The sequence below is a fragment of the Paraburkholderia sp. SSBN10T genome (assembly GCF_056619545.1).
Genome location: NZ_JBWQQI010000014.1, coordinates 57,563 through 78,356, shown reverse-complemented (window position 1 = coordinate 78,356; position 20,794 = coordinate 57,563). Strand labels below are relative to the sequence as shown.

Sequence of the window (20,794 nt, the reverse complement as noted above, 5' to 3'; positions counted from 1 at the left end):
TCTTTATAGCGAGCGCCGGTCGAGCATGGCGCGGGCAATCGTGCCGGCGTCCACATATTCGAGCTCGCCGCCCACCGGCACGCCGCGTGCGAGACGCGTCACGGCGAGTCCGCGAGACTTGAGCGTCTGCCCGAGATAATGCGCCGTCGCTTCTCCTTCGTTGGTGAAATTGGTTGCAAGCACGACTTCCTTGACGATGCCGTCGCAGGCGCGCTTCACGAGCCGGTCGAAATGAATTTCCTTCGGCCCGATGCCGTCGAGCGGGCTCAGACGCCCCATCAGCACGAAATACAGACCGCGATAGGTCATGGTCTGCTCGAGCATGATCTGGTCCGCGGGCGTCTCGACGACGCACAGCAGCGTCGGATCGCGCTCCTCGTCGCTGCAGACCTCGCAGATCTGCGCCTCGGTGAACGTGTTGCACTTCTCGCAGTGCTGCAGGTGTCCGGTCGCAAACAGCAGCGCATGGCCGAGTTTTTCCGCGCCCTCGCGATCATGCTGCATCAGGTGATAGGCCATGCGCTGCGCCGATTTTGGCCCGACACCGGGCAGCGCGCGCAGCGCTTCGACGAGCGCCGACAAGGCGGAAGGTTGTTTCATGCGGAATCGGCGGCGGCGAAGTGGGGGTGGCCTGAGTGTGACCTGGGTGTGACGTGTAGCGGCGGACGGGCCCGCGCGCCGCGGTCTGCCGGCTGAGCTTTCGGCACAGCAGGCAGACCGCCGGACTTCAGGCCCTTCCTGTCTGCGCTCAGAACGGCAGCTTGAAGCCCGGCGGCAGGGGCAGGCCCGAGGTCATGCCGCCCATTTTTTCCTGGGCGGTAGCTTCAGCCTTGCGCACAGCGTCGTTGAATGCGGCGGCAACGAGGTCTTCCAGCATGTCCTTGTCGTCGGCGAGCAGGCTCGGGTCGATCAAGACGCGGCGCACGTCGTTCTTGCAGGTCATCGTCACCTTGACGAGACCTGCACCCGATTGCCCTTCCACCTCGATCTGCGCGAGCTGATCCTGCATCTTCTTCATGTTTTCCTGCATCTGCTGAGCCTGCTTCATCAGCCCGGCAAGTTGGCCTTTCATCATGGACGTGCTCCTTCTTGATAGCGTGAAATCCTGGGGGTGTGGCGCTATGATGCGCCGCGAATCAATGCGTTGACGAGGCGCTGCCGGCAGCGTCCGGTGCGATCGGCCGGATCGAGCCGGGCACGATGCTCGCGCCGAACTCGCGGATCAGCGACTGGACGAACGGATCGGCGCCGATCTCGCGTTCGGCGTCCTTCTGGCGCTGCGCGCGGGCGGCGGCGTCGAACGCCGCGGCCGTACGGCGCGCCGGGCCGACTTCGACCAGCACCTCGACTTCCTTGCCGAGCCGTTCGGCGAGCGCCGCCTTGAGCTTGGCAACCTGCGAGGCTTCAGCATACTGCGGGACCGGCACGTTCAGCTTGAGCGTGCCGCCTTCGAGCGCCATCAGTTCGCTGTTGAAGGCGAGCTGATAGGAAATGCCTTTGAGCGCGAGGCCCACCGCGAGCGCCGGCCAGTCGCCATTGAAGCCGATGGCGTCGAGCGGGATCGCAGGCGGCAGCGGACGCGTGTCGACGGGCGCCGGCGCGGGCGCGGCGGCCGGGACCCGGACGTCGTCGGGACCGACATCGAAAACCGGCATGTAGCCGTCGTCGGGCGGACCGAAGTAATCGTCCTCGGCTGAAAGCGGCACGTAGTCGTCGGGGGGCATATCGTCCCACGGCGCCACCGGCGGCAAGCTCTCGCCGCCCTGTGCGCCTTGCCCGCCGTTACGCGGGGCCGGCGAGGCCGGGCCGCGTGCGGGCGCGGCGTCCTGGGCGCGACGTGGTGCACCGGGTGTCGGCACCGGCACGTTCACGCGGGGAGCGGCAGGCTTTGGCGGGACGACCGGCGCGGCGGACGTCGGGCGGCCGCGATCGGAAGACACTTTCATGCCCGCGCTGCGCAACACATCGAGCGCTGCGCTGGCGCCGCCGGCGCGGCGCGGTGCGGCTTCGGCTGTGAGATCTGTGGGAACGGCCTCAGCGGCGGACGTGTTGTCGCGAGCGGCAGGCGTTGCTGGCTCTACCGGCGCGGCTGACTGGGATGCTGCCGTCGTAGTTGACGCCACCGAGGCTGGCATGTCTACGGCGGAAATTGCCGGAGCAGTTGCAACGGGGCTGGCCGTCGACATTGCAACGGGCGCATCGGCGCCAGCGGACCCGATCGTCCCGCTTACCGCTCCATCCTGCGCCGACGTAGCAGGCTCGCGGCTCGGCGCGGTGTGCACCGATGCGCTAGCAGCCACTGCTGGGCTTTCAGCTTGATCGTTGACGACTTCAGCGGACGTAACCTGGATTTCCACGGGCGCCGAAGCCTCGGCGGCACTTGCCACCATTTGCGTCGGCACGCTCACCGTGTCCGGATGACCCGCACCTTGGTCTGTAGCCAGCCCGATTGCCTGATCAGATTCGGGAGCCGCTTCGGCGCGCGCCGCCGCACGCATTTCAGTGCTCACCTGTTCAGCCTGCGCGGACTGAGTCAGCGCGCCTTTTGCGTCGATGCCGGACGCCGCGCTAGCTGACGCCGCGTGGGTCACGCCGAGCGCAGCGCCACCCGCGCCAGCGACCTCGCCTTGCGCAACCGCCCGCACTCGCGCTGCGGTCACAGCCGGCGCGCCGCTACGCTTTGCCCCGCCCGCGCCCGGCACACCCGCCGGACGTGCCGCAGCCGCCCCACCGCCACCGCCGCTGGGCGCCGGCTCGAACGCCAGCATCCGCAGCAGCGTCATCGTGAAGCCGGCGTATTCGTCCGGCGCGAGGCCGAGCTCGCTACGGCCAATCGTCGCAATCTGGTAGAACAACTGCACCTGCTCGGCGCTCAACGCCTCGGCGAAACGGCGCAAATCGGTCGCTTCCGGCCACTCGTCCAGCACCGACGACGGCGCAAACTGCGCCCACGCAATCCGATGCAGCAAGCTCGCCAGATCCTGCAGCGCGGTCGAAAACGACAGGCTGCGCAACGACATTTCGTCGGCGACAGCCAGCACCGCCTGACCGTCGCCGTCGGCGAGCGCGTCGAGCAGACGGATCAGATAACTCTGGTCGAGCGCGCCGAGCATGCCGCGCACCGCTTCTTCGGTCACCTGGTTGGCCGAGTAGGCAATCGCCTGGTCGGTCAGCGACAACGCATCGCGCATCGAGCCGTCCGCCGAGCGGGCAAGCAGGCGCAATGCCTGGGCCTCGAACGGCACATGCTCCTCGCCGAGAATATGCTCGAGATGCGACACGATGTGCCCAGCCGGCATCTGCTTCAGGTTGAATTGCAGACAGCGCGACAGCACGGTGACCGGAATCTTTTGCGGATCGGTAGTCGCGAGGATGAACTTGACGTGCGGCGGCGGCTCTTCCAGCGTCTTCAACATGGCGTTGAATGCGTGGTTCGTCAGCATGTGCACTTCGTCGATCATATAGACCTTGAAGCGCGCATCGACCGGCGCATACACCGCCCGCTCCAGCAGGGCGGCCATTTCGTCGACACCGCGGTTACTCGCCGCGTCCATCTCCACATAGTCGACAAAGCGCCCTTCGTCGATCTCCCGGCACGCGCGGCACACGCCGCACGGCGTGGAGGTCACGCCGGTTTCGCAATTGAGCGCCTTGGCAAAGATGCGCGAGAGCGTCGTCTTGCCGACGCCGCGGGTTCCGGTAAACAGATAGGCGTGATGCAGGCGCCCGCCGTCGAGCGCGTGCGTGAGCGCGCGCACCACGTGCTCCTGTCCGACGAGCGAAGCGAAATCCTTCGGCCGCCATTTGCGTGCGAGAACTTGATAGGTCATCGGGAAATTGTATCAGTAACGATAGCGCGCAAAGACGAATCGACCGCGTGCGGACACGCGCCGCCGCCTCATTGAAAACGACTGGCGAATCGATAGCAACAACAAGTGGGATGTTACGCGGGATAGCGCGTCAAACGCAGCGCAGAAACGCGAGGCAGAGACCGGGGCAATGCGGTAAAGCGCATAAGACTGCGAAGAGGCAACCGCAGCCGGACAAAAACACACTTGGGGGAGAACGACAGAAAAAGGAAGGTGACGAGCCCGACCCTCGGCACTGGTGGAAAACGGCTGTGGCTGCTTCGTTCCCGACCTGACCAGGTTGACCGCCCCTCCATGCGAGGAGGCCCGTCACGAAAGATTCTACCATCGGTCGTCACGCCGCGCGACTGTTAATGTAAACAAAGTCGGACCGAAGCCCACTTGTGTTCGCCCTCGTCACCACCAGATATGGTATGCAATCGAAGTAAGCACCCAACCGGCAGCCCTTGCCCCTACTGCCCGCATGAGTACTATCACCACGGGCAACGCATAGCAATTTAGGCTAAACTGACGTACGAATGTCCCGTAAAGCCGAGCATTCTGCGCATTCCGGAGCGCTTCGAGAGGATCGCCCGCGAGTGTTTGAGCGCGGCTCCCTTTGCGGCAACGCGAACGGAAGTTTTCTTAGTTTGGTGTATCGTGGCGAGCAATCTAGGCGGCCTCGATCCGAGAGAGGTATTCATACATGAGCGAACAAATCAAGCATATCAGCGACGCATCGTTCGAACAGGACGTCGTTAAATCCGACAAACCCGTGCTGCTCGACTTCTGGGCCGAATGGTGCGGTCCGTGCAAGATGATTGCACCGATCCTCGACGAAGTCGCGAAGGACTACGCTGACCGCCTGCAGATCGCCAAGATCAATGTAGACGAACATCAGTCGACGCCGGTCAAGTTCGGCGTGCGTGGCATCCCCACGCTGATCCTGTTCAAGAACGGCGCGGTCGCGGCGCAGAAGGTCGGCGCCCTGTCGAAGTCGCAACTCACCGCTTTCCTCGACGGCAATCTGTAATTTGCTTTAATCCCAGGCACCGGCTGCCGTGTTGTCGCCTGACAACACGGCAGCCGTGAAGATGCTCATACGCCGCGCTGGCGGAAATTGGCGTGTGCTATGCTAGAATCCGCAAAACGTCGAAAAGACGCTTAAGTCCCTGAGCGGTTCCGCTCACTCTCCTCCCAGATTTCATTTCAGGTCGCACCTTCTCCTGCGGGTTCTCCGTATGCATTTATCCGAGCTTAAGACTCTGCACGTGTCCGAATTGATCGAGATGGCCAATGGCCTCGAGATCGAAAGTGCGAACCGCCTGCGCAAGCAGGAACTGATGTTCGCCATTCTTAAAAAGCGCGCCAAAACTGGCGAAACGATCTTCGGCGACGGCACGCTCGAGGTGCTGCCTGACGGCTTCGGCTTCCTGCGTTCGCCGGAAACCTCGTATCTGGCGAGCACGGACGACATCTATATCAGCCCGTCGCAAATCCGCCGCTTCAACCTGCATACCGGCGACACGATCGAAGGCGAAGTGCGCACGCCGAAAGACGGCGAGCGCTATTTCGCGCTGGTGAAGGTCGACAAGGTCAACGGCCAGCCGCCGGAAGCCTCGAAGCACAAGATCATGTTCGAGAACCTGACGCCGCTGCACCCGAACAAGGTGCTGCTGCTCGAACGTGAGATGCGCGGCGAAGAAAACGTGACCGGCCGCATCATCGACATGATTGCGCCGATCGGCAAGGGTCAGCGCGGCCTGCTGGTCGCCTCGCCGAAGTCCGGCAAGACCGTGATGCTTCAGCACATCGCGCACGCGATCAAGCAGAACCATCCGGATGTGATCCTGTTCGTGTTGCTGATCGACGAACGCCCGGAAGAAGTGACCGAAATGCAGCGCTCGGTGGCCGGTGAAGTGATCGCCTCGACGTTCGACGAACCGGCTGCGCGGCACGTCCAGGTCGCCGAAATGGTGATCGAAAAAGCCAAGCGCCTCGTCGAAATGAAGAACGACGTGGTGATTCTGCTGGACTCGATCACGCGTCTTGCACGCGCCTACAACACGGTCGTGCCGGCTTCGGGCAAGGTGCTGACCGGCGGTGTCGACGCCAATGCGCTGCAACGTCCGAAGCGCTTCTTCGGTGCGGCTCGCAACATCGAAGAAGGCGGCTCGCTCACCATCATCGGTACGGCGCTGATCGAAACCGGCAGCCGCATGGACGACGTGATCTACGAAGAGTTCAAGGGCACCGGCAACATGGAAGTGCACCTGGAACGCCGTCTGGCTGAAAAGCGCGTCTACCCGTCGATCAACCTGAACAAGTCCGGCACGCGTCGCGAAGAACTGCTGATCAAGCCCGAGATCCTGCAAAAGATCTGGGTGCTGCGCAAGTTCATCCACGACATGGACGAAGTCGAGGCAATGGAATTCCTGCTCGACAAGATCCGCCAGACCAAGAGCAATTCCGAGTTCTTCGACATGATGCGGCGCGGCGGCGGCAGCTAATACTGCCCCACACCGCCCTGCCGATCACTGGCAACCGGCACGCTGCACGCGTTGCCCACGCCGCGAAACCGCCCGCCTCTGCGCGGGCGGTTTTTTTTCGCCCCTTCAGAACGTGACGTCGGCGCAGCGGCACAGCCGTGCACGCAGACGGAGACGAGCCGAAACCGGACATCAGCCGGCAAACCTGTACGTGAACGTACACGTTGCACTATACTACCCACAATCCTTTCCAGCCTCACACCATCATGTCGCAAGAGCGGCCCACCCTGCTGACCGTGCGCGACGCCGCCGAGCGCCTGAACGTCACGCCGCGCACGCTGAAGTACTACGAGGAACGCGGCCTCGTTTCGCCCACGCGCAGCGAGGGGCGTTACCGCCTTTACGACGAAAACGACCTCGAACGCTTCGCTCGCATTCTGCGGCTGCGTTCGCTCGGCTTTTCGCTGCACGGCATCATGGAAATGCTCAAGCGCCCGCTCGAACCCGGCGAAGGCGGCCGCAATCGCTTTTCCACCGAATCGCTGCAAGAGATTCGGGACGCGCTGACACAACAGGTCAGCGCGCTCGACGCACGCATCGAAGCGATGCGCCGCGAGTTGAAGGAAGTGCAAACCCTGAAGGGCGAACTCAGCCACGACCTGGACTACGTGGAGCGGCGCCTCGCCGGCGAAAACGCCGACACGCTGCTCAAGCAACGCCGCGAAGCCCATGCGAAGCGTGCGCCGAAGAAGTCCGGAACGCGGGACGAACCGGCATGAGCGCCGCCGCGCCACGCGTGCCGCTGTTTAGCGTGGAGAAGCTGCGCGGCGACTTCTTCCCGTGGGTGCTGGCAGTCGTCACCGGCCTCGACTATTTCGACAACGCCATCTTCTCGTTCTTCACCAGCTACATTGCCGGCGGCGTCAATGCCTCGCCCGACGAACTGGTGTGGTCCTCGAGCGCGTATGCCGTGGCCGCCGTGCTCGGCATCCTACAACAGCAATGGTGGGTCGAGCGTTTCGGCTACCGGCGCTATGTGGCGGGCTGCATGCTGCTGTATTCGGTGGGCGCGATCGCGGCGGCGCTCTGCGAAACCTCGTTCGAATTGGCCTTTGCGCGCGGTTTTCAGGGCTACTTCATCGGCCCGATGATGGGCACCTGCCGCATCCTGATCCAGAGCAGTTTCACGGCGCAGCAGCGGCCGGTGGCCACGCGTGCCTTCCTCGTTCTGATCGTGCTGAGCAGCGCGCTTGCGCCGCTCGTCGGCGGGCAACTCGTCGCGCATTTCGACTGGTGCGCGTTGTTTGCCAGCACGGCGCCCGTGGGCGTACTGTTCGCCGTGCTGGCGCTGCTCGCGTTACCGAATTCAGGCGAGCGCCAGCCCGAAGAACGCGGCTCGGCGCACTTCTGGCCGTACCTGATTTTCGCGTTCGCGCAAGGTGCGCTGCAAATTGTCATGCAGCAACTGCGCTTCCAGTTGTTCACCGGTTCGCCCGGCCTGATCCTGCTGACCATCCTCGGGATCGGCGCGCTGGCCTGGTTTGCCTACCACCAGTGGCATCACCCCAACCCGCTCGTGCGCCTGCACGCCTTGCGCGAGAAGACCTTCCAGGTCGGCATCGTGCTTTATATGTTCTATTACTACCAGTCGACCGCCTTCAGCTATCTGATTTCACGCTTCCTCGAAAGCGGTCTCGGCTATCCGGTGGAGAATACCGGGCAGCTCGTCGGCGTGACCTCGCTCATGTCCGCCAGCGCCTTGTTCGTCTACCTGCGCTATTCGAAGCTGCTGCCGCGCAAGAAGTGGGTCATCGTGCCGGGCTTTGCCCTCGCCGCCTTCGCCGCGGCGTGGATGACACGCATGGAACCCGGCGTCGGCGAGGCGGCTCTGCTGGTGCCGCTGCTGCTGCGCGGGCTGTTGTTACTGTTTATCGTGCTGCCGGTTGCCAATCTGACGTTTAGAATCTTCGCTATCGAGGAATTCACGCACGGCTACCGGCTCAAGAACATCGTGCGGCAATTGACGATCTCGTTTGCCACCGCGTCCATGATCATCATCGAGCAGCACCGTCAGGCGCTGCATCAGGCGCGGCTCGCCGAGTTTGTGAATCCGTTCAATCCGGTGTTCCAGAACACGCTGGCCGCGCTGACCAACAGCTTTGCGGCGAGCGGCCGCTCGCTCGCCGAAGCACATGCGCTGGCGATCGGACAGATCGCCAGGATGGTCGCGCAGCAGGCGAGCTTTCTGACTTCGCTCGACGGCTTCTATTATCTGATTGGCGTAGCGGTCTGCGGCGGAATCTTCGCCGCGTGGCAAAAACAGATCGACTGAGCGATGTTATCGAAACTCACCCACTGGCTTGACTCGCGCCGCCGCGAGCGCGCGCTGCGCAACCATCCGATTGACGAGCCGCTCTGGCAGGCCACGCTTGCCGGTTTGCCGTTCCTGGCTCATCTGGACGCCGCGGACCTCGCGCGGCTGCGCGAACTGAGCAGCCTCTTCATTGCGCAAAAGGAATTTTCCACGGCGCACGAGCTCGAGCTGACCGAGGCGATGACCGTCGCGATCGCCGCCCAGGCGTGCCTGCCGGTGCTCAACCTCGGCCTGGACCTGTATCGCGGCTGGGTGGGCGTGATCGTCTACCCGGGCGAATTCGTGATCCGCAAAACGGTCGAGGACGAAGACGGTGTGGTCCATGAAGTTGAACATGACGCCAGCGGCGAAGCCTGGGAAGGCGGCCCGGTCGTGCTGTCCTGGGAAGATGCGCAGATGACGGACGCAACGGACGAGAAGGACGCCTACAACGTCGTGATCCACGAGTTCGCCCACAAGATCGATATGCTGACCGGCGAAGCGGACGGCCACCCGCCGCTGTTTCGCCGCTGGCACGCGCCGCTCGACGCCTCCGTCTGGGCCGATGTGTTCGACCACGCTTACGATCACTTCTGCAGGAAGATCGACTCCGTGCCCGAGCGGCGCTGGGCGCGCTTCGAGCGGGAATCGCTGATCGACCCGTACGCGGCGGATCATCCATCGGAATTTTTTGCCGTTTGCAGCGAGGCGCTGTTCGTCCAGCCGCACGCCTTCGAGGCCGAATATCCGGAGCTGTACCGGCTGCTGGCCCGCTATTACCGGCAGGATCCAGCGCGAGTGGGCGCGCTCCAGGAGCAAAAACCGGTTGGCGGCGGCTAAAGGCGCTGCAACCGAAGGACCAGAGCGCCTCCCGGACGGGAAAAACCTCGCAAAAAGTCGTCAAGCGACTGATTTTCTGGCATAATCGCCGTTTTTCGACCTTAGGCAAGTGGCTCGCGCCAAAATGCTTTCGCGAATCCAGTGAGTATCAAGTAACCGGAAACGTGGCTGCACGCGGGTTGGCTACCGCCAGACTAAAGGAATTACCATGAAAGAAGGCATTCACCCGAATTACCGCGAAGTCCTGTTCGTCGATATGTCGAACGACTTCAAGTTTGTGACCCGCTCCACGATCCAGACGCGCGAAACCGCCGAATTCAACGGCAAGGAATACCCGCTCGCGAAGATTGAAGTGTCGTCGGAATCGCATCCGTTCTACACCGGTCAGCAAAAGATCATGGACACGGCAGGCCGCGTCGAAAAGTTCAACAAGAAGTTCGGCTCGCGCGCTACCGGCAAGGCAGCCAAGTAATACCCGCCTCGTCACCGGCAGCACGCCGGACGGGTGTTCAAGCACCAGCACAAAAGGGCAGCGTAAGCTGCCCTTTTTTGTCGCCTGGTTTTGTCGCCGGAAATTGCGCAACGTGCCTGCCCGGCAGGGTTCTGACCCGAGCCGTTTGCGCATGGTTACAGGACTTCGCGCAACGTTGCGCTCTGTTACCGGTCGTGACGCGCTGCGCGCGCCACGTCTACAATGCCGGATGCTGCGAAGCGGCCATGCTGCCGGGCACCCTGCCCGGCGCCGGCCGAAGCGCCTATCCGAGATCAACAAATCCGCATGAGATCAGTCGTTCGCCTCACTGCATCCGCCACGAGCGCCCTGCCGCGCTGGCTGTTGCTGACCATCAGTATTGTCTACGCAGCGTTCGGCCTGTTCGGCCGCGATCCGTGGAAGAACGAGGATGCGGCCGGCTTCGGCGTCATGTGGACGATGGCCAGCGGCAACGCCCACGACTGGCTGCTGCCGAATCTGGTCGGCAAATACATCACTGACAACGGCCCGCTCGGCTACTGGCTCGGCGCCAGTTCGATCCGCGCGCTGGCGCCCTGGGTCGACGCCAGCAATGCCTCGCGTGTCTTCACGGGTTTGCTGTTTTGCGGCGCCTGCGCGTTCGTCTGGTATGCCGCCTATCTGCTTGGCCGCCGTCCCGAAGTCCAGCCCTTCAAATACGCGTTCGGCGGCGAGCCGGAACCGCGCGACTACGGCCGCACCCTGGCCGACGGCGCGCTGCTGATTCTGCTCGCCTGTTTCGGGCTTGCCGAGCGCGGTCACGAAACCACCCCGCAACTGTCGCAGTTCGTGTGCATCGCGATGCTCCTCTACGGACTGGTGCGAATGATCGACAAGCCGGTGCAAGGCGCGCTCGTGTGGGGCCTCGCGCTGGGCCTGGTGGCGCTGGCGAGCAACCCCGTGCTGGTCGGCGCGCTGCTGGTCGGCACGCTCGTCATGACGATCGTCGTACCTGAAGCGCGCACGCGCTGGCTGCTGCTCGCCGGCCTGCCGGTCGCGCTGGTGCTGTCGATGTCGTGGCCGGTAGCGGCCCTCTCCGCCTATCCCGACGACGCCGTCTGGTATCTCAATCAATGGGTGAGCAGCAGCCTCAACGCGTTTGCCGGGCCGCCCGGCTCGGTGGCCCGCTATGCGCTGAAAAACCTGCCGCTCTTCACCTGGCCCGCCTGGCCGCTGGCGATCTGGGCCTGGGTCAGTTGGTCCGGCTTGCGGCGCGCGCCGCACGTCGCGATTCCGCTGTCGGTCATCGCGCCGCTGCTGATCCTCGTCGTGCTGCAGAGTCATCAGACCAACCTACTGTTCATGCTGTTGCTGCCGGCCCTCGCGGTGCTGGCGGCGTTCGCGCTGCCTACGCTCAATCGCGGCACCATCAACGCGATCGACTGGTTCGCGCTCCTCAGCTTCACGATCCTCGGCAGCACCGTCTGGCTGTTCTGGATAGCCGGCCTCACCGGCTTCCCCGCGCCGCTCGCCCGCAACATGGCGCGCTACGCGCCGGGCTTCGTGCCGCAGTTCAAGCTGCTCTCGTTCGTCTGCGCGGTCGCGGTGACGGTGTGCTGGTTCGTGCTGGTCCGCTGGCGCCTCGCGCGCCATCCGAAAGTGCTGTGGCGCAGCGTGGTGCTGTCCTCCGCCGGCACCACGCTGATGTGGGTGCTGGTGATGACGCTGTGGCTGCCCATCGTCAACTACAGCCGGACCTATAAGGACGTGGCCGAGCAGATCGCCAGCCATCTGCCGGACGACTATAGCTGCATCTCGCCGGTGCGCCTCGGCAACGCGCAGATCGCGACGTTTGCCTACTTCGGCCACATGCATTTTGCGTTCAATGAAGACTGCGATGTGATCCTGCGCCAGGACACGCAAGACTTCGGCGAACCCAGTTCGATGTCCGACTTCGTCTGGAAACTGGTATGGGAAGGCCGCCGCGTGGCCGACCGTGACGAACGCTTCCGTCTCTATGTACGCATCGACCGGCCGAAGCCGCCCGCCAAACACCGCGCCTGGCGCCCCCGGCAAACCGCTCCGGCCGATCCGGACTGACGATGTTCGCCGACGTGCGCAAAATCGCCGGGCTCGCGTGGCCCGTGCTGATCGGCCAATTGGCGATCATCGCTTTCGGCGTGATCGACACGGCGATGGTCGGCCGCTACTCGGCAGTCGATCTTGCCGCGCTCGGGCTGGGTTCGTCGATCTACATCTCGGTCTTCATCGGCCTGACCGGCATCCTCACCGCGCTGCAGCCGATTGCCGCGCAGCTCTACGGGGCGCGCCGCTACACCGAGATCGGCGAGCAGGTGCGCCAGTCGCTGTGGCTCGCGCTCGCGCTGATGACGATCGGCTTCCTGATCCTGTATTTCCCCGGCCCGCTGCTGCATCTGGCCCGAGTGCCGGCCGCGCTTCATGAACGCACGGTCGCGTATTTGCAGATCCTCGCGTTCGGCTTGCCGGCGAGTCTCGCGTTTCGCGTCTACGGCTCGACCGCCAATGCGATCGGCAACCCGCGGCTCGTGATGATCCTGCAGATCGGCGCCCTGCTGCTGAAAGTGCCGCTCAACACCTGGTTCATCTTCGGCGGTCTCGGTGTGCCGGCGCTCGGCGGTCCGGGTTGCGCGCTGGCCAGCATTATCATCAACTGGGTACTGGCAGCGCTCGGCATGCTGTTGCTCACGCGTCTGGATGTGTTCCAGCCGTTCGAGATCTTCAGGCATTTCTGCTGGCCGGTGTGGCGGCTCCAGCTCGCGCAGTTGAAGCTCGGCCTCCCAATGGGGCTTTCGTACCTGATCGAAGTCACCTCGTATACCTTCATGGCGCTGTTCATTGCGCGCTTCGGCACGACCACACTCGCGGGACATCAAATCGCCGGCAACGTCGGCGCCGTGCTGTATATGACACCGCTGTCGATCGGCATCGCCACTTCCACGCTCGTGGCCCAGGCGCTCGGCGCGCATCGGCATGAAGCGGCGCGCACCCTGTCGCGACACGGCATCCTGATGGCGGTGCTGATCGCCTGTGGCTATGGGGCCATCGTGCTGACGCTACGGCCGTTCATCATCGCGGGCTACACACCGAACGCCCAGGTCGTGGCGGCGGCCATGCCGCTCGTATTGATCGTGGCGTTCTATCACGTGTTCGATTCGCTGCAGGTAACGACCGCTTTCGTGCTGCGCGCCTACAAGGTGGCGGTCGTGCCCACCGTGATCTATGCCGTCGCGCTATGGGGCGTTGGGCTCGGCGGCGGGTATCTGCTCGGCTTCGATATCGGCGGCTCGATCCCTGTCTGGTTGACCGGCGCACGCGGCTTTTGGGCCGCCAATATGACAAGTCTCGCGATTGCCGGTTGCGGGTTATCGCTCTACTTGCGCACGGTCAGCCGCCGCTATCTGCAGGCGGATCTGCAGGCGCAGGTCGATAAGGTAACTTAGGGGCAGCGTAGGCGCCGCCCATCAAGCCGCCTCACTGACTGCCTCGCCGCAGCGCTCTTGCGCATCGTGCCGCTCGAACACCTCGCGCGCCGCAAACAGCGCGTTCAACGCCGCCGGAAACCCGGCGTAAAGCGCCATCTGCATAAACACTTCGACGATCTCCTCACGCGTGCAGCCGACATTGAGCGCCGCCTCGATATGCACTTTCAACTGCGGCTGCGCACAGCCGAGTGTCGCCAGCGACGCGATCGTCGCAATCTCGCGCGAACGCAGATCGAGTTGCGGCCGGCTGTAGATATCGCCGAAGCCGAACTCGATCAGCAGCCGCCCGAAATCCGGCGCGATCGGCGCGAGCGCGGCGATCACCATTTCGCCGGCGGCGCCGTCGATTTCCTTCAGCTTGTCCCAGCCCCGGGTGTAGCGGTCGTTCTGTGCATGTTCCATGGTGAGTCCCTATCTGATTGAGTGTCATCGGTCTGTCGTGTCACCGTGCGCTCAGCCGCTTCGTAGTACGCGATCTTGTCGACGATCGCATCCAGGTTGGTCTGCAACTGCGCGATATGCGCGAGCACGGCGTCGCGATGCGCCTCCAGCAGCTCGCGCCGCGCGCGGGTCGTCGCCTCGCCCTGGGCCCGCAACGCGGCGAACGCCTGCATCCCGGCGATCGGCATGCCGGTCGCCTTCAGGCGCATCAGGAACTGCAGCCAGTCGAGGTCCGTGGGCGAATAGAGACGGTGACCCGCCTCGGTGCGTCCGACGGCCCGGATCAGGCCCGCCTGTTCGTAGTAGCGCAGCGTATGGGTGGAGACGCCGGTTGTCGCGGCGACCTGGCCGATGGTGAGTGCTTGTGACATGACGGAACTCAGGTTAGGACTTCGAGTGCACTCTAAGTCAAGCGGCGCGCGATGTCATTCGCAAGCGGGAGATTTCGAGGCCAGACAAGGTTGGGGATACTGAGAATCGTCCGGTAGAATCGGCAGCAATCTGTAAGCCACGGGAGCGCGGTCGATGCGAAGCGGCACCCTCAGACGAAAGTGGATGTGGGCAACGGCAGCGGCGCTCGGCTTGCTGACGGCGTCTTCGTGGCGCGCCGATGCAGCGCGCATCACCAGCGTCTCGCCGCAAGGCAAGGTCGCGCAGGTCCGGCAAGTGGTCGTCAAGTTCGACGAAGCGATGATCGCGTTCGGCTCGGCGGCGGCCCCCGCTCCCGCGCAGGTGCATTGCAACGACGCGGCCGCCGCCGCCGGCCAGGCTCACTGGGTCGACGACAAGACCTGGGCGTGGGACTTCGCGGCGGACCTGCCGCCCGGCCTGAGTTGCACCGTCGCGCTCAACGAAGGGTTGAAGTCGTTTGCCGGCCACGCCATCACGGGGCCGCACCGCTATGCGTTTCAGACCGGCGGGCCGTTCGTCCAGGAGATTCGTCCCGGCGACGGCGAGATCGAGGAAGACCAGGCGTTCGTGTTGCAGTTGAACGGACCGGCCACGGATGCCTCGGTGCACGATCATGTGTGGTGCGAATCGAGCGGCCTCGGCAACCGTATCCCCGTCAAGAAACTCGACGACGCTGCGCGTGCGGCGCTGCTCAAGCACTTCCACCTGAAAAAATATGCGGATCGCATCCTGACGCTCCAGTGTCAGCAGACGCTGCCCTCCGCGACCAAAATGCAACTGGTCTACGGCGCAGGCGTGGCGGGCCCGAGCGGGCTCGCCAACGACGTCGAGCGCCGCTTCGACTACACCGTGCGCGAACCGTTCGCCGCCAGCTTCTCGTGCGAACGCGACAATGCCAAGGCGCCGTGCACGCCGCTGCGCCCGGTGCAGGTGCGGTTTAACGCGCCGATCAGCCGCGCCGACGCCGAAAAGCTCACGTTGAAGGGTCCCGGCGGCACGATTTCACCGACCTTCAAGCCCGACGACAAGGATTCCGAAACGTCGACGGTCGAATTCGCCGCGCCGCTGCCCGAGCACGCCGAGCTCACCATCGAGATTCCCACCAACCTGAAAGACGTCAGCGGCCGCGCGCTCACCAACGCCGATCTGTTCCCGCTCAAGAGCGCCACGGCGCCGATGCCGCCGCTCGCCAAATTCTCGTCGGGGACCTTCGGCATCGTCGAACGTTTCGCGGAGCCGGACATGCCCGCGCTCGTGCCGGTCACGCTGCGCAACGTCGAGGCCGACCTGCATGTGGCCGGCCTGAACGCCGGCAACGCGCAGTTCAGCAAACTGCGCGTCGACGCGGACACCGATATCCGCCACTGGATGCGTCTCGTCGACCAGTTCGACGGCTACTCGATGAACCGCTCGAGCATCGACAAACTGATGCCCGGACTGCTGCAGCGCTCGAAGAATCCGGTGTTGGTGCAGCGCCCGCCCGACGAAGCCGCCGACGATAACAGGAAGGACCCGGAAATCGACATCCGCTCGCTGTCGCTGCTCGCGGGACAACGCGGCGTCGAAACCCTCGCGTTGCCGAAGGAAGACCCGAAGGCCCTGCGGCCGTTCGAAGTGGTCGGCGTGCCGGTGACGAAGCCCGGCTTCTATGTGATCGAACTGGCCTCGCCCGCGCTCGGCGCCTCGCTGCTCGGCAAGCAAGCGCCCATGTACGTGCGCACCGCGGTGCTCGTCACCAACCTGGGCGTGCACTTCAAGCAAGGGCGCGAAAACAGCGTGGTGTGGGTGACCTCGCTCGACAAGGGCCAGCCCGTGCCGAACGCGGCGATCCAGGTGAGCGACTGCAATGGCGCGGCGCTCGCCTCCGGCAAGACCGACGCGCACGGCGTGCTGACCATCGACAAGACGCTCGCACCCGTGCAGGAATGCGGCGATACGAGTTTCGAAGGCCTGTTCGTCTCGGCGCGCGTCGACGACCCGAAGAGCGGCGCCGACATGGCGTTCGTGCGTTCGGACTGGAATCGCGGCATCGAGTCGTGGCGCTTCAACGTACCCACGGACACCAGCATCGAGCAGACGGTTCGCGCCCATACCATCTTTGACCGCACACTGTTGCGCGCCGGCGAGACAGTTTCGATGAAGCATCTGATTCGCGTCGAAACCTTGCACGGCTTCGCTTATCCGCAGAAGTATCCGACCCGGGTGACGATTCGCCATCTCGGCAGTGGCCAGACTTATCATCTGCCGCTCAAATGGGCGGCCGACCACAGCGCCGATTCGAGCTTCACGATTCCCGTAGCGGCAAAACTGGGCGAATACAGCGTCACGCTCGACGATGGCGATGCGGACGCGACGGCGGCGTCCGGCGCGCCCTCCGGCGCGGCGAACGGCAACGGCGACGACAACAACAGCGGTGACAGCAACGATAGCGGCGACGCCGGCGACAGCGACAATAACAGCGCCTTGCCGCACATGAGCTACGAATCCGGCAGCTTCCGCGTCGAGGAATTCCGCTTGCCTGTCTTCAAGGGCACGCTTGCCGTGCGCGACGAAAAGATCCATCCGCTGGTCGCCGCGAAACAGGCGCCGCTCACGCTGCAGATCGCCTATGTGTCGGGCGGCGCGGCGGCGAATCTCCCGGTGCAGGTGTCGGCATTGCTCAAGAGCACGACACCCGGCTTCACCGACAGCTTCCCGGACTTCAGCTTCACGCCCTACACGCCGCAAACCGGTGACGACACCTCGGCCTCGGACGACGAAGACAGCGACTCGCAACAACCCGCCGACGACGGCGCCAGGCTGATCGCCGACAAGGAGGCGGTCACGCTCGATCGCAACGGCTCCGGCGGCCTTACGCTGAAGAACCTGCCGCACGTCGACGCCCCCAAACGCCTCGCGCTGGAGGCGACCTTCGCCGATCCGAACGGCGAGGTGCAGACGATCTCCGGCAGCGCGACGCTATGGCCCGCCGCGGTGGTGGCGGGCATCAAGTCAGGGCAATGGGTGTCGGTGGGCAACACGGTGCCGGTCAAGGCGCTGGCGCTCGACCTCCAAGGCAAGCCGCGCGCCGGCGTGGCGCTCGACGTGCATGGCTACGCGCGCATCACGACGACCTCGCGAAAGCGCATGGTCGGCGGCTTCTACGCCTATGACAACCACACCGAGACAAAGGATCTCGGCTCGCTGTGCAGCGGCAAGAGCGACGACCACGGCCTGCTTGCCTGCGAGGCGAAACTGCGCGACGCGGGCAACATCGACCTCGTCGTCACGGCCAAGGACGGCGACGGCAATGTATCGACGGCAAGCAGTTCGGTGTGGGTCACGCGGGAAGACGAGTTGTGGTTCGGTGGCGAGAACACCGACCGCATCGACGTGCTGGCCGAGAAGCCGTCGTATGAACCCGGCGAGACGGCGCGCTTCCAGGTGCGCATGCCGTTCCGCTTCGCCACCGCGCTGGTCGCGGTCGAACGCGAAGGCATCCTCGAAACGCACGTCGTGCAACTGGACGGCAAGGATCCGACCGTCGAGCTGAAAGTCGACGAGGCCTGGGGGCCGAACGTCTACGTGTCGGTGCTGGCCTTGCGCGGGCGGATTCACGAAGTGCCGTGGTACTCGTTCTTCACATGGGGCTGGAAAGCACCGCTCGAATGGGCCCGCGCGTTCTGGTACGAAGGCCGTCAATACGAAGCGCCGACGCCGCTCGTCGATCTGTCGAAGCCGGCCTTCCGCTACGGCATGGCCGAAATCAAGGTGGGCACGGCCGCACACAGGCTGGCGCTGACCGTCACGCCGGATGCGAAGTCCTACACCGTGCGCGGCAAGGCGCACGTCAAGGTGCACGTGCAGATGCCGGGCGGCAAGCCCGCACCGGCGGGTACGCAGATCGCCGTGGCGGCCGTCGACGAAGCCCTGCTCGAACTGATGCCCAACCAGAGTTGGGACGTGCTCGACGCGATGCTGGCGCGGCGTGCTTACGGCGTCGAGACCTCGACCGCACAGATGGAGATCATCGGGCGCCGCCACTTCGGACGCAAGGCGGTGCCGGCCGGCGGTGGCGGCGGTCACAGCGCGACGCGCGAACTGTTCGACACGCTGCTGTTGTGGAACCCGCGTGTGACGCTCGATGCGAACGGCGATGCCACGCTCGAGGTCCCGCTCAACGATGCGCTGACGAGCTTCCGGATCGTCGCCGTCGCGGCGCTCGGCCCGGGCATGTTCGGCACCGGCAGCACCTCGATTCGCAGTACCCAGGATCTGCAACTGATCTCGGGCCTGCCGCCGCTCGTGCGCGAAGGCGACCTGTTCCGCGCACAGTTCACGGTGCGCAACACGACCGTCCGCGCGATGAAAGTAGTCGTGACGCCAAACGTGCCGGGCTTGACGCTTGCCGCACAAACGGTGGACCTCGCCGCAGACTCGGCACGCGAAATCGCCTGGACCGTGACGCCCCCCGATGGCCTTGCCGATACGCCATCCGGCGCCCTCACGTGGACCGTGGCGGCGGCTGAGCAAGGCGGCCCGCATGCGAGCGATGCGCTGAAAATCGCGCAGCGCGTCACCGCTGCCGTGCCCGTCACGGTCCAGCAAGCGACGCTCGCTCAAGTCGACGGCACGCTGTCGTTGCCGGTGGCCGCGCCGCCTGACGCAAGCACAACTCAGGCGGGGGCGATCCGCGGCGGCATCGCGGTGTCGCTGCAGTCGAAGCTGTCCGACGGGCTGCCCGGCGTGCGCCGCTGGTTCGAACGCTATCCGTACAACTGCCTCGAACAGCAAACTTCACGGGCGCTTGGACTTCGCGACCCGGCGCAATGGCAAGCGGTGGTGGCACGCATGCCGGTGTATCTGGACCGCGACGGCCTCGCCAACTACTTCCCGCCGAGCGACGACAGCGGCAACCACGGCAGCACGACGCTCAGCGCCTATCTGCTCGCCGTGACCGACGAAACGGCCCGGCTCGATCCGCGCTTCGCACTGCCCGACGACGTGCGCGGCAAGCTCGAAGCGGGCCTCGTGAGTTTTGTGCAAGGCAAGATCCAGCGCGATGTCTGGGCGCCCCGCAAGGACCTCGAACTGCGCAAGCTCGAAGCGCTCGAAGCCCTGTCGCGCTACGGGATGGCGCAGCCGAACATGCTCGAGTCGATCGAGATCGCGCCGAATCAATGGCCGACTTCGGCGCTGCTCGACTACTACGCGATTCTGTCGCGCGTGCAGGGCATTCCCCAGCGCGACGACAAGCGCGCCCAGCTCGAACAGATCCTGCGCGCACGGCTCACGTATCAGGGCACCCGTCTCACCTTCTCGACCGAAGCCAGCGACGATCTCTGGTGGCTGATGACCGGCACCGAAGACAACGCGGCCCGCACCGCGCTGACCTTCGTCGACGCGCCCGCGTGGAAGGACGAGATGCCACGCCTCGTCGCCGGTCTGCTGGCGCTGCAACGCAACGGCGCGTGGCAGACCACGACCGCCAACGTGTGGGGGTCGCTCGCGGTGCAGCGCTTCTCGCAGGTCTTCGAGAGCACGCCGGTTAGCGGGCAGACGCGGCTGCAACTCGGCACGCTCGAGAAAACGATCTCGTGGAATCAGGCCGCAGCGGCGACGACAGCCAATGCAACCACGCCGGCGACTTCAGCCGCGTCCGCGACGCCTGCCACCCAAACCAGGGACAGCCATAGCCAGCTTCTGCCGTGGCCGCCTGCCAACCAGGGCAGCGCGTCGCCGTTGATCCTGACTCACGACGGCGCCGGCAAGCCATGGGCCACCATCGAAAGCCTCGCCGCCGTGCCGTTGAAAACACCGTTCGCAGCCGGCTACCGCATCACCAAGACCGTGACGCCGCTCGACCCGGCGGTCAAAGGCGTCTACACGCGCGGCGACGTGGTGCGGGTGCATCTGGACATCGATGCGCAGACCGACATGACCTGGGTCGTCGTCAACGATCCGGTGCCGGCCGGCGCGACGATTCTCGGCTCGGGTCTGGGACGCGATTCCACGGCGGCCACGCAAGGGGAAAACAGCAGCCCGGACGCCGGGCGTGGCCCATGGCCGGCGTTTATCGAACGCGGTTTCGACGCTTACCGGGCGTACTACGATTATTTGCCGAAGGGCAAATTTTCAGTCGAGTACACGGTGCGGCTCAACAACGTCGGCACGTTCGGTCTGCCGCCGACACGCGTCGAGGCGCTCTATGCACCGTCGACGTTCGGCGCGTTGCCGAATGCGCCGCTGGTGGTCCAGCCTGCTGCGGGCACCGCGCCTGCAGCCCCGAAGTGAGGCGACGCGAGACGCAGGCTGATCTCGCAGCGCGAATGGAAGCGATGAACGACGCACACAGCACACGGCATGTCACTCACCCCCTGGTACGACACCAGGAGCGGGCCAGCATGTCCCATTCAGGGCAAAGCGGCTTCGTTGCCTGGCTCGGAATGGCTGGCCAC

At 64.7% G+C, this 20,794-nt stretch carries 14 protein-coding genes and 1 other RNA gene; 9 read left to right on the top strand and 6 right to left on the bottom strand.

Annotation, left to right across the window (positions count from 1 at the left end):
- Positions 1-3 precede the first annotated feature (3 nt).
- From recR to ffs, 4 genes are all read right to left on the bottom strand, one after another.
- A complete protein-coding gene (gene recR, locus AC1ECK_RS21440) occupies positions 4-600 on the bottom strand; it encodes a recombination mediator RecR (RefSeq protein WP_480322461.1) in 597 nt (198 codons plus the stop codon).
- A gap of 148 nt (positions 601-748) precedes the next feature.
- Complete coding sequence (locus AC1ECK_RS21435) at positions 749-1,075, bottom strand: YbaB/EbfC family nucleoid-associated protein (protein WP_480322459.1); 327 nt, start codon at positions 1,073-1,075, stop codon at positions 749-751.
- Between the two features lie 61 nt (positions 1,076-1,136).
- Entirely contained in the window at positions 1,137-3,830 is a 2,694-nt protein-coding gene (locus tag AC1ECK_RS21430) for a DNA polymerase III subunit gamma/tau (protein ID WP_480322457.1), read from the bottom strand.
- A 251-nt stretch (positions 3,831-4,081) separates the two neighbouring features.
- An RNA gene (gene ffs, locus AC1ECK_RS21425) (signal recognition particle sRNA small type) lies at positions 4,082-4,180 on the bottom strand.
- 374 nt (positions 4,181-4,554) lie between these two features.
- On the opposite strand from ffs, the gene trxA reads away from it, so the two are divergent.
- The 8 genes from trxA (at position 4,555) to AC1ECK_RS21385 (ending at position 13,463) form a co-directional block, all read left to right on the top strand.
- On the top strand, positions 4,555-4,881 hold the full coding sequence (trxA, locus tag AC1ECK_RS21420) for a thioredoxin TrxA (RefSeq protein WP_006048864.1): 327 nt from the start codon (positions 4,555-4,557) through the stop codon (positions 4,879-4,881).
- A 208-nt stretch (positions 4,882-5,089) separates the two neighbouring features.
- Positions 5,090-6,358, top strand: a complete 1,269-nt coding sequence (rho, locus tag AC1ECK_RS21415; protein WP_074298516.1) for a transcription termination factor Rho — start codon at positions 5,090-5,092, stop codon at positions 6,356-6,358.
- A gap of 245 nt (positions 6,359-6,603) precedes the next feature.
- Positions 6,604-7,116 (top strand): MerR family transcriptional regulator, encoded by a 513-nt coding sequence (locus AC1ECK_RS21410; RefSeq protein WP_480322697.1) that lies wholly within the window; start codon positions 6,604-6,606, stop codon positions 7,114-7,116.
- Complete coding sequence (locus AC1ECK_RS21405; protein WP_480322454.1) at positions 7,113-8,669, top strand: MFS transporter; 1,557 nt, start codon at positions 7,113-7,115, stop codon at positions 8,667-8,669. The genes AC1ECK_RS21410 and AC1ECK_RS21405 overlap by 4 nt, the downstream gene beginning before the upstream one ends.
- A gap of 3 nt (positions 8,670-8,672) precedes the next feature.
- The gene (locus AC1ECK_RS21400; protein ID WP_480322452.1) at positions 8,673-9,530 is read left to right on the top strand and encodes a M90 family metallopeptidase; all 858 of its coding nucleotides are present in this window, start codon (positions 8,673-8,675) and stop codon (positions 9,528-9,530) included.
- 208 nt (positions 9,531-9,738) lie between these two features.
- A complete protein-coding gene (locus AC1ECK_RS21395) occupies positions 9,739-10,002 on the top strand; it encodes a type B 50S ribosomal protein L31 (protein WP_480322450.1) in 264 nt (87 codons plus the stop codon).
- A gap of 306 nt (positions 10,003-10,308) precedes the next feature.
- A complete protein-coding gene (locus AC1ECK_RS21390; protein ID WP_480322448.1) occupies positions 10,309-12,081 on the top strand; it encodes an ArnT family glycosyltransferase in 1,773 nt (590 codons plus the stop codon).
- Between the two features lie 2 nt (positions 12,082-12,083).
- On the top strand, positions 12,084-13,463 hold the full coding sequence (locus tag AC1ECK_RS21385; protein ID WP_480322446.1) for an MATE family efflux transporter: 1,380 nt from the start codon (positions 12,084-12,086) through the stop codon (positions 13,461-13,463).
- A gap of 21 nt (positions 13,464-13,484) precedes the next feature.
- On the opposite strand, the gene AC1ECK_RS21380 is transcribed toward AC1ECK_RS21385, so the two are convergent.
- Both AC1ECK_RS21380 and AC1ECK_RS21375 read right to left on the bottom strand, forming a co-directional pair.
- Positions 13,485-13,907 (bottom strand): carboxymuconolactone decarboxylase family protein, encoded by a 423-nt coding sequence (locus AC1ECK_RS21380; RefSeq protein WP_480322444.1) that lies wholly within the window; start codon positions 13,905-13,907, stop codon positions 13,485-13,487.
- Positions 13,859-14,317: a MerR family transcriptional regulator gene (locus tag AC1ECK_RS21375; protein WP_480322442.1), complete on the bottom strand. Its 459-nt coding sequence runs from the start codon at positions 14,315-14,317 to the stop codon at positions 13,859-13,861. The genes AC1ECK_RS21380 and AC1ECK_RS21375 overlap by 49 nt, the downstream gene beginning before the upstream one ends.
- Positions 14,318-14,471: 154 nt before the next feature.
- On the opposite strand from AC1ECK_RS21375, the gene AC1ECK_RS21370 reads away from it, so the two are divergent.
- A complete protein-coding gene (locus AC1ECK_RS21370; RefSeq protein ID WP_480322440.1) occupies positions 14,472-20,630 on the top strand; it encodes an alpha-2-macroglobulin family protein in 6,159 nt (2,052 codons plus the stop codon).
- Positions 20,631-20,794 lie beyond the last annotated feature (164 nt).

Bases quoted from the DNA above. Each gene is read 5' to 3' on its own strand.
- recR (WP_480322461.1), bottom strand. From the start codon at position 600: ATGAAACAACCTTCCGCCTTGTCGGCGCTCGTCGAAGCGCTGCGCGCG.
- AC1ECK_RS21435 (WP_480322459.1), bottom strand. From the start codon at position 1,075: ATGATGAAAGGCCAACTTGCCGGGCTGATGAAGCAGGCTCAGCAGATG.
- AC1ECK_RS21430 (WP_480322457.1), bottom strand. From the start codon at position 3,830: ATGACCTATCAAGTTCTCGCACGCAAATGGCGGCCGAAGGATTTCGCT.
- trxA (WP_006048864.1), top strand. From the start codon at position 4,555: ATGAGCGAACAAATCAAGCATATCAGCGACGCATCGTTCGAACAGGAC.
- rho (WP_074298516.1), top strand. From the start codon at position 5,090: ATGCATTTATCCGAGCTTAAGACTCTGCACGTGTCCGAATTGATCGAG.
- AC1ECK_RS21410 (WP_480322697.1), top strand. From the start codon at position 6,604: ATGTCGCAAGAGCGGCCCACCCTGCTGACCGTGCGCGACGCCGCCGAG.
- AC1ECK_RS21405 (WP_480322454.1), top strand. From the start codon at position 7,113: ATGAGCGCCGCCGCGCCACGCGTGCCGCTGTTTAGCGTGGAGAAGCTG.
- AC1ECK_RS21400 (WP_480322452.1), top strand. From the start codon at position 8,673: ATGTTATCGAAACTCACCCACTGGCTTGACTCGCGCCGCCGCGAGCGC.
- AC1ECK_RS21395 (WP_480322450.1), top strand. From the start codon at position 9,739: ATGAAAGAAGGCATTCACCCGAATTACCGCGAAGTCCTGTTCGTCGAT.
- AC1ECK_RS21390 (WP_480322448.1), top strand. From the start codon at position 10,309: ATGAGATCAGTCGTTCGCCTCACTGCATCCGCCACGAGCGCCCTGCCG.
- AC1ECK_RS21385 (WP_480322446.1), top strand. From the start codon at position 12,084: ATGTTCGCCGACGTGCGCAAAATCGCCGGGCTCGCGTGGCCCGTGCTG.
- AC1ECK_RS21380 (WP_480322444.1), bottom strand. From the start codon at position 13,907: ATGGAACATGCACAGAACGACCGCTACACCCGGGGCTGGGACAAGCTG.
- AC1ECK_RS21375 (WP_480322442.1), bottom strand. From the start codon at position 14,317: ATGTCACAAGCACTCACCATCGGCCAGGTCGCCGCGACAACCGGCGTC.
- AC1ECK_RS21370 (WP_480322440.1), top strand. From the start codon at position 14,472: ATGCGAAGCGGCACCCTCAGACGAAAGTGGATGTGGGCAACGGCAGCG.